13 protein-coding genes are annotated in these 13,086 nt (G+C 57.0%); 7 read left to right on the top strand and 6 right to left on the bottom strand.

The features are described from left to right. Positions 1-3: 3 nt before the first annotated feature. Entirely contained in the window at positions 4-1,365 is a 1,362-nt protein-coding gene (locus tag LJ725_RS14320) for an ABC transporter substrate-binding protein (protein ID WP_006018746.1), read from the bottom strand. After that, the gene (locus LJ725_RS14325; protein WP_006018745.1) at positions 1,325-2,485 is read right to left on the bottom strand and encodes an ABC transporter ATP-binding protein; all 1,161 of its coding nucleotides are present in this window, start codon (positions 2,483-2,485) and stop codon (positions 1,325-1,327) included. The genes LJ725_RS14320 and LJ725_RS14325 overlap by 41 nt, the downstream gene beginning before the upstream one ends. Positions 2,486-2,746: 261 nt before the next feature. Between LJ725_RS14325 and LJ725_RS14330 the strand changes: the two genes are divergently transcribed. The 7 genes from LJ725_RS14330 (at position 2,747) to LJ725_RS14360 (ending at position 9,969) form a co-directional block, all read left to right on the top strand. Beyond that, positions 2,747-3,994 carry a CaiB/BaiF CoA transferase family protein gene (locus LJ725_RS14330; RefSeq protein WP_061979556.1) on the top strand — a complete coding sequence of 416 codons (1,248 nt, stop codon included), beginning with the start codon at positions 2,747-2,749 and terminating at the stop codon, positions 3,992-3,994. 308 nt (positions 3,995-4,302) lie between these two features. Next, a complete protein-coding gene (locus LJ725_RS14335; RefSeq protein ID WP_061979557.1) occupies positions 4,303-5,895 on the top strand; it encodes a GMC family oxidoreductase in 1,593 nt (530 codons plus the stop codon). 446 nt (positions 5,896-6,341) lie between these two features. Beyond that, a complete protein-coding gene (locus tag LJ725_RS29185) occupies positions 6,342-6,461 on the top strand; it encodes an ABC transporter ATP-binding protein C-terminal domain-containing protein (protein WP_329958366.1) in 120 nt (39 codons plus the stop codon). Then, positions 6,458-7,207 carry an ABC transporter ATP-binding protein gene (locus LJ725_RS14345; protein WP_230551324.1) on the top strand — a complete coding sequence of 250 codons (750 nt, stop codon included), beginning with the start codon at positions 6,458-6,460 and terminating at the stop codon, positions 7,205-7,207. The genes LJ725_RS29185 and LJ725_RS14345 overlap by 4 nt, the downstream gene beginning before the upstream one ends. 308 nt (positions 7,208-7,515) lie before the next feature. Beyond that, positions 7,516-8,226 carry a helix-turn-helix transcriptional regulator gene (locus LJ725_RS14350; RefSeq protein WP_211377800.1) on the top strand — a complete coding sequence of 237 codons (711 nt, stop codon included), beginning with the start codon at positions 7,516-7,518 and terminating at the stop codon, positions 8,224-8,226. Between the two features lie 94 nt (positions 8,227-8,320). After that, positions 8,321-8,953: an acyl-homoserine-lactone synthase gene (locus LJ725_RS14355; protein WP_061979585.1), complete on the top strand. Its 633-nt coding sequence runs from the start codon at positions 8,321-8,323 to the stop codon at positions 8,951-8,953. A gap of 62 nt (positions 8,954-9,015) precedes the next feature. Continuing rightward, positions 9,016-9,969, top strand: coding sequence for a LysR family transcriptional regulator (locus LJ725_RS14360; protein ID WP_061979559.1), 954 nt, complete (start codon positions 9,016-9,018; stop codon positions 9,967-9,969). Here LJ725_RS14360 and LJ725_RS14365 read toward each other — a convergent pair. From LJ725_RS14365 to trbF, 4 genes are read right to left on the bottom strand one after another with little or no spacing between them, the layout of a single operon-like run. Then, the gene (locus LJ725_RS14365; RefSeq protein WP_061979586.1) at positions 9,942-10,184 is read right to left on the bottom strand and encodes a DUF2274 domain-containing protein; all 243 of its coding nucleotides are present in this window, start codon (positions 10,182-10,184) and stop codon (positions 9,942-9,944) included. The two genes, LJ725_RS14360 and LJ725_RS14365, sit on opposite strands and share 28 nt — an antisense overlap. Positions 10,185-10,191: 7 nt before the next feature. Next, positions 10,192-11,394 carry a TrbI/VirB10 family protein gene (locus tag LJ725_RS14370; RefSeq protein ID WP_061979560.1) on the bottom strand — a complete coding sequence of 401 codons (1,203 nt, stop codon included), beginning with the start codon at positions 11,392-11,394 and terminating at the stop codon, positions 10,192-10,194. Then, a complete protein-coding gene (gene trbG, locus LJ725_RS14375; RefSeq protein WP_061979561.1) occupies positions 11,391-12,365 on the bottom strand; it encodes a P-type conjugative transfer protein TrbG in 975 nt (324 codons plus the stop codon). The genes LJ725_RS14370 and trbG overlap by 4 nt, the downstream gene beginning before the upstream one ends. A 2-nt stretch (positions 12,366-12,367) precedes the next feature. Continuing rightward, positions 12,368-13,048, bottom strand: coding sequence for a conjugal transfer protein TrbF (gene trbF, locus LJ725_RS14380; RefSeq protein WP_061979562.1), 681 nt, complete (start codon positions 13,046-13,048; stop codon positions 12,368-12,370). Positions 13,049-13,086 lie beyond the last annotated feature (38 nt).

A 13,086-nucleotide genomic window follows, 5' to 3' on the forward strand; every position in this document is an offset into this window, starting at 1 on the left:
TGCTCAGCCAATTTTTCGGATTCGATCGGCGGCGGCTTTCACGCAGTCGCTTGACGACATGTTCTTAAGAACCCGATTTTGCAGCATCTCCGGCATAATGTTCGCATCAAAGACCTTGCACGGTCGCAGATCAAACGACGGACCCGTCATATCTATTGAGTTAAGAACCGTCTTGCTGTCTTCATCAATGAACGACTTCATCTGCTCCATCGTCGCCCAATGCTTCTGAATCATCGGATGATTTTTCCACCGTGGATCTTCGTAAATGTCCAATCGCGCCGGTTGGAAATTCATCCAGGCGGAGTGCAGCCAGCGAATATAGTGCGCGTCAATAAACCATTGTAGAAACTTAAAGGCCGCCTCAGTCTGCTTAGTCTTGTAAAGAATAAAGCCATCGAAGGCGAAGGACAGTGCGTTCTGCTTACCAGCACTGTCTGGAGAAGCGAAAATACCATACTTGTTTGCGAGGTCCGGATTGCGAGCTTCCAGCGCCTCGACTACGCGGCCCGAATAGACGGTATGCGCAACCTTTCCCGTCGCGAAAAGACTCATCAGCTCAGCATAGCTGACCGTGTTCATGCCAGCCGGCATCGTTTTATAAAGATCGGCATATAGATCGAGAAAACGGCCGGTCGGTCCGGCATTCCCCGGCGCATCGAGAACGACGTTCCACTTGTCGTCATAAAACTTCGGCGCGTCTGCAAACAAGTTGCCGAAGCTCGCCCAGTTGGTGGCACTGTCACTCGCGAGCGGTATGACGCACCCCCCTCGCTCTATGTTGCCATCCTTCGCGACAGTCAGCGCCCGGCAATTCTCAAGGAACTCGGCCCATGTGTTGGGAACCTTCAGGCCCTTCTCCTGATACAGATCTTTTCTGTAGAAAACCGTCACCAAATTGTAGTCATAGGGATAGAACCAATTTTCTCCCTTATATGACCAGGTTCCCTGCTTCCCCCACGAATATTTTTTGACAAGATCCGTCAACGGCACGATGTGACCCGCCATCGCGTATTGCAAGATGTGCGCAATGTATCCCGCCGTGGCGATATCGTAAGGAGCGCCAGCATTGATGGCCGCCATCGACTTCGCATAACCACCACTAATCGGCGTCGAGTCGACGACGATTTTTACGCCGAACTTGCTCTCGTATTCATTGCACGCATCGCGCAAGGCCGATTGGCTCGCAGCAGTCGTTTCAGCGTTCAAAATGCGAAGCGTTACCCCGGACTGTGCGTTGACATAGGGCGCGGAAAGTGAGCCCGCGATGCCAGCCGCTGCACCAGCCGTCGTTTTGAGAAAACGCCGCCGATCGATGTCGCTCACGTTAGCCTTGGAACTCGGCGCGCCTAAGCTGAGCTTGTCCATGAAGTTCTCTCCCGTTGCCATTTTCGCCTTTCGTCGAGGTCCGCCTCAGTGTCTTGCCGCTCTCGCGCGAGAACAGGTGCAACTTCTCTTGAGACAAATTCACAAAAATTCGGTCGCCCGCCCTCAGCGCATCGTCCCGAGCAAATACCGCGCGGATTTTGTTGCCATCGATCTTACCCAGCACATAGGTTTGCGCGCCGATTTGCTCGACCAAGCCGACTACCAGCTCAAAAGCCGTGGAGGTTTCCGCGCGCTCGATGTGCTCGGGCCTAATGCCAAGCGTGACATCCCTTTCCGCTTCGGAGAATGACTGGGCAGGCAAGTTGACGCTCAAACCGCCGGAGCGCATTACGAGCGCGCCCCCGTCGCGCATCAACCCGCCATCAATCAGGTTCATCTCTGGAGACCCGATGAAAGTCGCCACGAAGGCGTTCGCGGGCCGATCATAAAGGTCAAGCGGACTGCCCGCCTGTTGGATGAATCCGTCACGCATGATCACGATACGATCGCCGAGCGTCATGGCCTCGACCTGATCGTGGGTAACAAATATCATCGTCGCGCCCAATCGGGCGTGTAGCGTCGCAATCTCTTCTCGCGTCCGGACCCGCAGCTTCGCATCAAGGTTCGAGAGGGGTTCGTCGAGGAGGAATACGTCGGGATCTCTGACTAACGCGCGACCAAGCGCTACGCGCTGCATCTGACCACCCGACAATTGGCGTGGCTTGCGCTCCAGCAGGGCCTCCAATCCGAGACTTGATGCCGCGCTGCGCACCCGACGATCGATCTCCTGCTGTGGCGTCCTACGGACCCGAAGGCCGAAGGCCATGTTTTCGAAGACCGTCTTCTGTGGATAGAGAGCGTAGTTCTGAAAAACCATCGCAATGTTGCGATCTTTCGGCGGAAGCGCGGTGACGTCCCTTCCGTCGATCAGAATCTTGCCGAATGTGACGTCATCTAGACCGGCGAGCATTCGCAACGTCGTGGACTTGCCGCAGCCGGACGGGCCGACGAACACGACCAGTTCGCCATCGGCAATATCCAACGAAAAGTCCTGAACGGCCCATGGCCCTCGATCTCCTCCAAAGGATTTCGCGACATTCTGGAGAGTTACTCGCGCCATACAGCCAGACCTTCACGTTCTTCCCGGTATTTTCATTAATTGGTTAAACCAATTTGGCAGGACCGTATGTCGCGTGATGCGCGGTGTCAAGCAGCTCCAATCCCGCAATCATGCGCGACTCTTCGACGCGACCGGCAACCACGCTGCCCATCAACCGCGATCGGCATTTCATTTGGTTTGACCAATCTGGTCGTTCCACATATAGTTAGTGCGGCCTCGCACGGCGCGCGGCTATTTGACCGCAGACTTCAAGGAAGCGTGATGGCTGGACCGTTGGCAGGTTATCGAGTGCTGGATCTTTCGAGAATCCTCGCGGGGCCTTGGTTAGCGCAGTTGCTGTCTGATCTAGGAGCCGAGGTTTGGAAGATCGAACGCCCTGGCACCGGCGACGATACGCGGCAGTGGGGCCCGCCCTTTCTGCGGAAAGACGGTGGAATTGATACGACCGAAAGCGCGTATTTCCTGAGCGCCAATCGCGGCAAGCATTCGATATGCGTCGATATATCGACTGACGAGGGTAGCGCCATTGTGCGCGCACTTGCCCAGCAAGCCGATCTCGTGATCGAGAACTACAAGGTCGGCGACATGGCGCGTTACGGCCTCGACTACGAGGCGCTTAAAAGCGTCAAGCCTGACATCATTTACTGTTCCATCACCGGCTATGGCCAGACCGGCCCGATGAAGGACGTCGCAGGATACGATATGGCCATTCAGGCCATCGGCGGCCTGATGAGCATTACCGGAGAGAGTGACGACAAGCCAGGCGGGGGTCCCCAGAAGGTCGGGGTTCCGATCGTCGATATTCTCACTGGCATGTATAGCGCCGCCGGCGTCATCTCCGCATTACTGCATCGCGAACGCACCGGAGAAGGACAGCATATCGACATGGCACTGCTGGACGTCCAGGTCGCGGTTCTCGCCAACCAAAATTTGAATTTCCTCACGACCGGCACGCCGCCGAAACGGTTCGGCAACGCGCATCCAAACATCGTTCCATATCAGGTCTTCAGAACCAGCGACGGTTCCTTCGTGCTCGCCGTTGGTAATGATCAGCAATTCCGGAAGTTCTGTGCAGCTACTGGTTTAAGCGGCCTGGCAACCGATAGCCGTTTCGTCACTAACACCGATCGGCTTAAGAATCGTGATCAACTCATCCCCCTGCTCGATGCGCATCTGATACAGCAGGCGACCCAGCATTGGATTTCCATTCTGGAGCCCGTGGGCGTGCCTTGCGCACCGATCAACCGGCTGGATCAGGTGTTCGCTCACCCTCAGGTTATCCATCGGGAGATGCAGGTCAATCTTCCTCATTCTTCCGGAACAACAGCCCCTCTCGTCGCCAATCCGATAAAGTTTTCCGGAACGAAGATCGAATATGCCAAAGGACCGCCGCGGCGAGGCGAGGATACTGCAAACATCCTCAAGTCGATACTGAAGTACGACTCGGCGGCCATCCAAGATCTAAGTGAGCGACGGATCATCGATATCGGACGTCCCGAAGTCGGCTAGGGGCCAAGAGCCCATATCACTCGTCGAATCGTCTCTTGGTCCGGCTGGATGGCAGGTTTGGCAGGAGCGAGCAGCAAAACGGCGAGCCCTGCGCCGAGGAGCAGGAACGCGGCCACGATCCTCCGGTATTGAAACATGAGACGAGCTCTCCGTTGACTACCAGGCCTTCGTCGCTATAATTGGATCGACCTGATTGGTAGGACCAATTATAGTTTGGCGATGGCTTTTGCAAGTCGGGAAGGCCTGACCTTGGCGAAACTGGTCGCAAAAACGAACCGATCGTCGGCTTTTGAAATAGGGGACGGAGGATGAAGCTCTCGAAATACGATTATATCGTTGTCGGCGCAGGATCGGCAGGATGCGTGCTCGCCGCTCGATTGAGCGAAGATCCCAACGTCAAGGTGTTGCTGCTCGAGGCCGGACGTCCCTCTTCTTCAATCTTCGTTCACATGCCGGCGGGCATTCGCGTGCTCTACACGAGTCCGAAGCATAACTGGCAATTTTGGACCGAACCGCAGACCGAACTCAACAATCGCAAGATCTATATTCCCCGTGGCAAGGTGGTGGGAGGGTCGTCCGCCATCAACTCCATGATTGCGATCCGGGGAAATCCTCAGGATTACGACTCATGGGAAGCGCAAGGCTGTCGTGGGTGGGGGTACGAAAACCTCCGCCCCTACCTTAGAAAAATCGAGGACGCCGCCCAGGTAACGTCCCAGCCCGATCAGGACCGAGGTTATTCGGGTCCGATCCGACTTTCTTATGGCGTATTGCAGCATCCAATCTCGAAGGCATTTATTGAGAGCGCCAAGTCGGCAGGCCTCCCCGAGAACAACGGCTTCAATGGTCCGTCTCAGATGGGCGCAGGCTTCTACGAACTTACGATTTCAGACGGCAAGCGTTCAGGTGCTTTCAAGTTTCTCGACCAGGGGAAAGGACGAAGCAATCTGACCATCATGGCCAACACTCAGGTTCGGCGCCTCGCGGTCGAAGGCACGCGCGTTCGGGGTGTTGTCATTGACCACAACGGGCGTGAGGTCACCGTTTCGGCCGAACGAGAAGTCTTGCTGACTTCCGGGGCCATTGGTTCGCCGCAATTACTGATGCTGTCAGGAATTGGACCGGCCGATCACCTCCGTTCACTCGGCATCAAGCCGGTGCTCGATTCCGCCGGCGTTGGAAGCAATCTGCAAGATCATTTGGATTGTGCGATTCGATTGGAGGCGTCGCAGCCGATCACACTGACGCCGTACATTGGATTGATCAGAGGTGCCTTGGCTGGCGCACAATATATGCTCCGAGGAACAGGGCCCGGCACCTCGCAGGGCGTCGAAGCCGGAGCCTTCTGGGGGCCCGATAAAACCTCATCGTGGCCCGAGTGGCAGGCTCATCTCATCGTCGCGCTTCGAAACCCGCCGCCGGGCGAGCGCGTCCCACACGGCTTTGCCATTCGTGTATGTCAGCTTCGCCCGAAGAGTCGTGGAACGCTGCGCCTGCGATCGGCCGATCCCTTCGTTGCGCCGGCGATCGACCCCCGCTTTCTATCCGATGAAAGTGATTTCGTCAGTATGCAGGAAGGCGTTCGGCAGATGTGCGAGATCATCGATCAGCCGGCGCTCCTAAAGCAGATTAAGCGCAAACTCGATATCGATCCGTTTACCAGCGCGGAATCCCGCAAGAAGTGGATACGAGCCCGCGCAGAAACGATCTACCACCCGGTCGGAACATGTCGCATGGGTGAGGATCGCGACGCCGTAGTCGATAGCAAGCTTCGGGTTCGGGGCATCGATAATCTACGCGTTATCGACGGTTCGCTTATGCCAACCGTGATCAGCGGAAACACCAATCTGCCGATCATGGCCATGGCGGAGAAAGCTGCAGAGTTGATTGCGGGGAAGTGACCCAATGTTCTCTCCTCAATGGCAGGAACAGTCTGAACCCTTGCCTTTCATCACACAGGCTATCGCTTGATTTCCCGTGATCCCGCTCGTTGTCGGCGGTCTGACGCGAAGGCGTCAGTAAATGGCAGCAAGCGCCGAAGCGCGCCCTCCCTAGACTGCCCGGGGTCCGATGACGGGTCCCGGGCTCCTTTTATGGATTTGAGGACCCTTTTGGACGTTACCCGCAATTGTCAACGACGTCCGTGCTGCTCTGATTGTTCGATAAGGAAGGTCTAACTGGGACAGCCTTTGCTCGCGCGTTGGCGGGAAAGCCAAAACTCCTCCTACTCGACGAGCCGGCAGCCGACCTTAATCACGTTGAAACCGATGAGATACGCGCTCTGATTCAACAGATAGCCGAGACGGGCGTTACGGTCGTGTTGGTGGAACATGACATGAAGCTCGTCATGCAGGTTTCCACACGGATCTTAGTTCTCGATTACGGAAGGAAGCTGGCAGAAGGAAGTCCGGACGAAGTAAGGGTAGATCCTCAAGTTGTCAGTGCATATCTGGGCGCAGCCGCATGAGTCATATCCCTGAGCAATCCGCGGCCGACTCGCTGGCAAAGGGGCTTCTCGAAGTGAGGAGGCTGAAAGCTCGATATGGTCCGATAGAGGTCCTGCATGGGCTGGCGCTTTCAGTGGACAAAGGGCAGCTTGTTTCGCTGGTTGGTGCCAACGGCGCCGGTAAGACGACGTTGCTGCGTGTGCTGTCCGGGGTTCATCCCGCAAGCGAAGGCACAGTGATGTTTGGCGGGCAGGATATCTCGCGCGTCTCCTCCCACGCCCGCGTTTCGCTGGGCATTTGTCAGGCGCCCGAGGGGCGCCAGGTGTTCGGGCCAATGTCGGTCGAAGACAATCTTCTTCTCGGCGCCTATCGTCGTCGGAACGCGCAACTGTCCGAGCGAATGGAGCAGGTCTATCTGCTCTTTCCCGTGCTGAAGGAGAAGCGGAGATTGCTCGCGGGGACGCTTTCCGGTGGTCAGCAGCAGATGCTGGCGATCGGGAGAGCACCGATGGGCGAACCACAGTTATTGTTACTGGATGAGCCGTCTCTTGGTCTGGCGCCGCTCTTCGTTGCCGAGATATTGCAGGTGATCGACCGTCTGCGCGAACAGGGAATGACTATTCTCTTGGTGGAACAGAATGCTCGAGCCGCTCTGGCGATGGCCGATTTCGGCTATGTCGTGGAGACTGGACGAATAGTGAAGTCGGGATCGGGGCGAGAACTACTGGGAAGCGACGACGTGAGGCGAGCCTATCTCGGCATGTAAATCGCCGAAAACGAGGTGGCTGGGAGAGATGCATGATCAACCGGCGAATATTCTTAGCTACGATTCACGCGCTTTTGGGCGGGCTGTCTGCCAGCGAGGTCGACGGCCAGGAAGGTTTTATTCGCGGGCGGTGCCGATTTTGGTTCGCAGCAAAGGATGGCACTAGGCGAAACGGCTGTCTCCACTGAGCAGGACCGGACCATTTTTCCGGTGTCAAAGTGCGCGTTAGAAATTGCGATCGTTCCGATGTCGGGAAGCAACTGCGATCTCTTCGCGCTGCGATGCCAACCTAGCAACTGGTCGAACACATGCATCGCGAGTTTCAGAGATTTATTGATCTGCTGTCGGTCGCTAGTGATCGCCACGCGTTTTTGGAAGCGATAACAGTCACTGCGACCGCGCTAGACTTGCCTTGCTTCGCATATCTCGCGCTAACCAAAGAGCCACTTGTAATCTCGACATATCCTCCCAACTGGGTTGCACACTATGTACGGAATAGTTACGAGCGTCTCGACCCTGTAATCTTGCAGGCGTTGCAAACTGGGGCCCCCTTTCGGTGGGGACAGGGCGTATCCACGACGTACCTCTCTCCAGCCCAACATGAACTGTTTGAAGAAGCGTCTCAATTTGGGATTCGATCTGGTTTCACGGTTCCGATTCACGATGGTCGCGGCCCAGTTGCTGCCCTGACCTTTGCCTCCGATCAACGAAGCTCTACGTTCAACAAGTGCATAGATTCCAACGAACGTGCACTTCAATTGATTGCATTGTATTTTCATGCGCACGTTCGCAGCGTGTTGCGCAATGACCACAGCGTTGACGGAATCCGCCTTTCACCGCGCGAATTTGAATGTCTTGAATGGTCTTCTCGTGGCAAATCGGCTTGGGAAATCGGGAGCATTCTAGGCATCTCTCGACGAACCGCCGCCTTTCATCTGGACAATGCCCGAGCAAAACTCGGCGTTCGCACGGTTCGTCAGGCAGTCGTTCGGCTAGCTGAGTCAAGATATCGACGATAATCGGCAATTTCCCGCAAGCACGCTGTGCAGGTGCACAGGGTGCATCGAGGCATTTTGTTTGCTTTCACTGCCAATACAGAGCAGGGAGGCAATAATGTTGCAACTCATAGCGCCGGAACACTACGGCGAATTCATCGACGATTTAGCTGAGATGCACCGGCTGCGCTATCGCGTCTTCAAACAGCGTCTGGATTGGGATGTTCAGGTCAGTGGCGACATGGAGGTAGACGAGTTTGATGTCCTTCGACCAGTTCATCTACTGCATAGGTCGACTGATGGTCAAATTCAGGGGTGCGTCCGGCTTCTCCCGTCCATGGGACCAACCATGCTTCGAGACACTTTTCCAATTCTTCTGGGGGGGCAGCCGGCACCACGAAGCGATCACGTGTGGGAAAGCAGCCGATTCGCTCTTGATCTTCATCCAGATGCACCGAAAGCGGCAGGCGGACTTGCTGCCGCTACCTACGAGCTCTTTGCAGGCATGATCGAGTTCGGTTTGTCTATTCGGCTAGCCGAAATCGTGACGGTTACCGACACCCGCATGGAACGTATTCTTCGACGCGCCGGGTGGCCCCTTCGTCCAATCGGAAAGCCTCGTCCCCTCGGAAACACTATTGCGGTCGCGGGTTACCTGGAGGTGTCGACTGATGCCCTGGTGCGCATCCGGAGCGCGGGCCGCATCTCATGCCCGGTGCTGTGGGCTCCAGTGATGCGAGCGGCCGCTTAAGGTTTCGGATTGTGACGCATGAATAGACACATTGCCGCATATTGCGCAGCAAGTTTTTCCAAATGAGCAATTTCAAAGGACCAGGTCACTCCCTGCGCGGCAGCAAAGCTCTCGAGTTGAAACACCTGCGATCGGCCGTCGCTGCCGCCGAGTGTGGCAGCTTCCGTCAGGCCGCGGAACTGCTGAGATTGCAACAGTCGACTCTCAGCAGATCAATTCGCCAGATTGAACATGGCCTTGGCATTACGATTTTCGAGCGATCAAGCGGAGGTGTGAAGCCCACGCGCGCAGGCCGCAGCGTTCTTCGCCTGGCAAGAGCTATTCTTGAAGAATTTGACGCGCTTGTAGCTACGGCCAAGTCCTTACAACGCAGCGAGACAGGGCGGCTGGCCATCGGCTTTTGTACGTCACTTTCGGCTGGAAACCTGAAAGCCACATTACTCGACCTCAAGCAGCGTTTCCCGCAAATCGACCTTGCGACCGTCGAGCGATCACGGACGCGCCTGGCAACGGCACTTCGCAGTGGCGTGCTCGATATCGTCATTGTAACAGGAAGCCAGCCACCATTGGACAGCAAGACTATGTTGTTGTGGAGCGAGCGTGTTCTAGTCGTTCTCCCCGAGGATCATCCTCTTACTGCGCGCGAAACTGTCTACTGGACCGACCTCCGCGGCGAGACCGTGCTGCTAAGCCATTACGATCCTGGACGGGAATTTGAAGATCTTCTAGGCTCGAAGCTAGTCTTGCCTGAGGATCGTCCGAAGATCGAGCGCCACGACGTTAGTTGCGGCATTATCAAGAGCCTGATCAGCATGAAGCGAGGCATCAGCCTGGTGCTCGAATCTGACATGGAGGCCAATTTTGCCGGATTGGTCTACCGGGAGCTGCGCGATGGCACGGGGCCAAGCCGGTTCGACTATTCGGCCTATTGGCGAGCGGACAATGAAAACCCCGCCTTGAACGCCTTCCTGAAGATGCTCTCCGAGCGCTATCTTTCGCCTGGCTTGGCGACATGACGCGCTCGGCGAACTTTCAAGAAACTTCTGTCCGCTGCCATGAAGCGCGCCAACATGGGCGCGATAAGCTTTGTTGGATCAGTGATCGATTGGCCGGTCTCGAGTGCGAGAATTTCGGCATAAGTGACGAGATCCCGGTGGACAGCTGCCGGCAATTCGTGGGTCACCTTGATCGGTTTGTCGTCTTCGATTGCTCCGAGCTTGAGCTTAGCCATCGTCATTCTATCCTTTGTAGGGCTCGAGCACCAAATCGCGGTTGATGATGACCCGGACTGGGAATCCCGGACGGACCGTTAACGTTGGCTGGACGTTGAGATTGCGGCGAACCAGCTGTTGGCCTGTTTGATTGAGGGAATTCCCCGCGCCGCGTCGTAACGCCTGAATAATAGCGCCGTTCGTATCGTTAACGTCTGCGCCCGAATTCACCTCAGTGCCGACGGCGAGTAGAGTGGATAGCGCTGCTGCTCCGAGTAACTCTTTCCAGTGGTTATCGACCTGATCTTCAAGACCGGAATATCCCGCGGCATCAGCGCCGGGCTGACGCTCCAATACGATTGAACGTCCATTCGGCATGATGAGACGAGTCCAGACGAGGAGGACGCGGGACTGCCCAAATGCTACCTGGCTGTCATAGGCCCCGATCAGTCGCGCGCCTTGCGGGATCAGCCGGGCTCGCCCGGTAGGAGTGTCGTAGACATTTTCAGTCACTTGCGCCGTGATCTTGCCCGGCAGATCTGACCGGATCCCAGTGATGAGAGCCGCCGGAATGATAGTCCCCGCTTGGACAACAAAGGGGGATGCTGGCCTCACCAAGCGATCGGGGCTTGTTGTCCGCCGATCGATAGGTGCATTGACGAAGGCGAGTTTTCGGTCCTGGCCATTTTGGGTAAATGACTCGTCTGAGGACATCGTCCCGTTTGAAGGCGTCTCGTTGGACGCTGATCCGGCGGCCGGTGGGCGGATGGCGGTGTTGGCAAACACCTTGCTGATGCGCGCCGCCTCGGTTTCCTGATTGACGCGCTGCTGTTCGGCATCGATGGCCAGCGAGCTAGTCGATGACCTCTGTGCCGCAACAATGGGACGGCCGAGATCGCCGGGCAAAGGTGGTCCAAGACGCGGCACGTCTTGGGAAATTCCGGCATAATCCTTCGGCAGGCTCTTGAGCTCATCAGCAACGTTGTGGCGATCGGTCGAGTGGAGTTCTTCTCGAGCCGGACCCTGCTTTGACCTGTCCTGCAAAGACCACAACACCGCGCCACAGATGATGGAGAAAGCCAAAGCGGTGACGCCCGCAAGCACCTTACGTGACAGACGCGTGACCTGCGGCTGATCGGGTCGCAGCCGTAGAGTTTCGGCGATCTTTTCGGGTTGCTGTGGCCGAGAAGCTTCGTTGGATGACGGGTTCGCCTGATCGGTACCGGTCACATCGACCTCCCATCGCTTCGAACAATTCGCACCTTCTGTTGGTTCTCGCCTCCCAATCTCAATTCAGCGGCGGCGAACAGCCGATCCACGATCAACACGTTCCGGTAGGCCCGGTAGTTGACGAGCTCGGTACTACCCTCAGCTCCCATGACGAAGAGCGGCGGCATCTCGCCCTGGCCGATGCCAGGCGAGAATTCGATGTAGACCTTGCGGCCGTCGTCATACGCGTTGACGGGACGCCATGGTGGATTGTCTCCCTCAATGGCGTAGCGATACAAACGCTGCGCTTGATCCGGAATGATCGGCGTCGGTGGCAGAGCTCGACCAAGCACGGCGCGATCTTCCGGGTAGAACCATGCAACCGACGGCATATACGGTTTTTCACGGGAGCGCAGCTCAATCAGGTAGGTCCGCCGATCGGTGTTGATGACAAGATTGGTCTCGATCGCGGGGCGTGTCGGCTTGACCATGATGTGGACACGGCGGGTGTCGCCGCTGCCACTCTCGGTATCGCCAACTACCCAGCGCACGGTATCTCCTGCGGAGACTGGTCCCGAGCCGATGAGTTGTTCACCGGGCTCAAGCGCAATGTCCGTGATCTGTCCCGGCGCGGCATAGACTTGATAAAGGGCACCCGGACTATACGAGAACACCTGCACGGCATTGAAGTAGCCGGTTTTGCGAGGCTCGACACGAGCGGCATCGTTCGCGCTTTCAATTCGCTCGATCGGCTCCTTCGCCTCCCCCTTCTTGCCGCCGCGTGCCGCCTTCCATACCGGTGGGACATGCAACGGTCGCGGACGATCGTCGGCAAGCGCCGGCAGTTCGGGAAGTGACGGTACTTCGCTGTCATAGCTGATCTGGGGAGGCTTGAACGCGGTACAGCCTCCGAGCGCTGACAAACAGATCAGAAGACCCAGAGGCAGGCGCGGCTGAATCCTCTGTAGCGCAGCAACGAGACTTGATGGCATGGCTATCCCAGCTCCTTCGACCAGTTGATCGCATTGACGTAGATGCCGAGTGGATTCTTGCGCAGCCGATCGAGATCGCGCGGCGTTTCCACGATGATGGTAAGAATTGCGGTCCACCGTTCGGTCACGGCAAGCTGACCGTTCTCGTACCGGCGTTCGATCCAGGCGATCCGAAAGCTGTCGGGAGACGCCCGAATAACGCTCGAGACTTCGACAGCGACCTGTGTCTTGCCGATCTTGTCGAAGGGATTGTTGTTGCGCGCATAGTCATTGAGCGCAGCCGCGCCGCGGTCCGTCGTGAAGTCATAGGCACGCAACCAATCCTGGCGCAGGACAATGGCGTCCATCGGCAGGCCACGCACATGTTCGATGAACCTGGCGAGGTGAAAGGTAATCTGCGGATCGGAGGGTTGATAAGCCACGTTAGCAGGAGCGACACTTCTTGCCTCGCCTAGCCGGTCAACTTCAACAACCCACGGCGTGACGGTCCCTTGGGCTGACTGCCAAACTAGAGCTCCGGCGAATCCCGCGGCGAGGGCCAGACAGCCAAAGGCCATCAGTCGCCAGTTCCTGGCCTGAACGCGGGCCGACCCGATGCGGTCATCCCAAACCTGGGCGGCTCGTTGATAGGGAGTTACCGGCTCCGGCGCGCGGCCATAGTGAACGGCCGATCGTTTGAACATGCTTTGACCTCAAGACAGGACTGAGAACGGAGTGCGAG

The organism is Reyranella aquatilis (genome assembly GCF_020880995.1).
Classification (GTDB): Bacteria; Pseudomonadota; Alphaproteobacteria; order Reyranellales; family Reyranellaceae; genus Reyranella; species Reyranella aquatilis.

Bases quoted from the DNA above. Each gene is read 5' to 3' on its own strand.
- LJ725_RS14320 (WP_006018746.1), bottom strand. From the start codon at position 1,365: ATGGACAAGCTCAGCTTAGGCGCGCCGAGTTCCAAGGCTAACGTGAGC.
- LJ725_RS14325 (WP_006018745.1), bottom strand. From the start codon at position 2,485: ATGGCGCGAGTAACTCTCCAGAATGTCGCGAAATCCTTTGGAGGAGAT.
- LJ725_RS14330 (WP_061979556.1), top strand. From the start codon at position 2,747: ATGGCTGGACCGTTGGCAGGTTATCGAGTGCTGGATCTTTCGAGAATC.
- LJ725_RS14335 (WP_061979557.1), top strand. From the start codon at position 4,303: ATGAAGCTCTCGAAATACGATTATATCGTTGTCGGCGCAGGATCGGCA.
- LJ725_RS29185 (WP_329958366.1), top strand. From the start codon at position 6,342: ATGCAGGTTTCCACACGGATCTTAGTTCTCGATTACGGAAGGAAGCTG.
- LJ725_RS14345 (WP_230551324.1), top strand. From the start codon at position 6,458: ATGAGTCATATCCCTGAGCAATCCGCGGCCGACTCGCTGGCAAAGGGG.
- LJ725_RS14350 (WP_211377800.1), top strand. From the start codon at position 7,516: ATGCATCGCGAGTTTCAGAGATTTATTGATCTGCTGTCGGTCGCTAGT.
- LJ725_RS14355 (WP_061979585.1), top strand. From the start codon at position 8,321: ATGTTGCAACTCATAGCGCCGGAACACTACGGCGAATTCATCGACGAT.
- LJ725_RS14360 (WP_061979559.1), top strand. From the start codon at position 9,016: ATGAGCAATTTCAAAGGACCAGGTCACTCCCTGCGCGGCAGCAAAGCT.
- LJ725_RS14365 (WP_061979586.1), bottom strand. From the start codon at position 10,184: ATGGCTAAGCTCAAGCTCGGAGCAATCGAAGACGACAAACCGATCAAG.
- trbG (WP_061979561.1), bottom strand. From the start codon at position 12,365: ATGCCATCAAGTCTCGTTGCTGCGCTACAGAGGATTCAGCCGCGCCTG.
- trbF (WP_061979562.1), bottom strand. From the start codon at position 13,048: ATGTTCAAACGATCGGCCGTTCACTATGGCCGCGCGCCGGAGCCGGTA.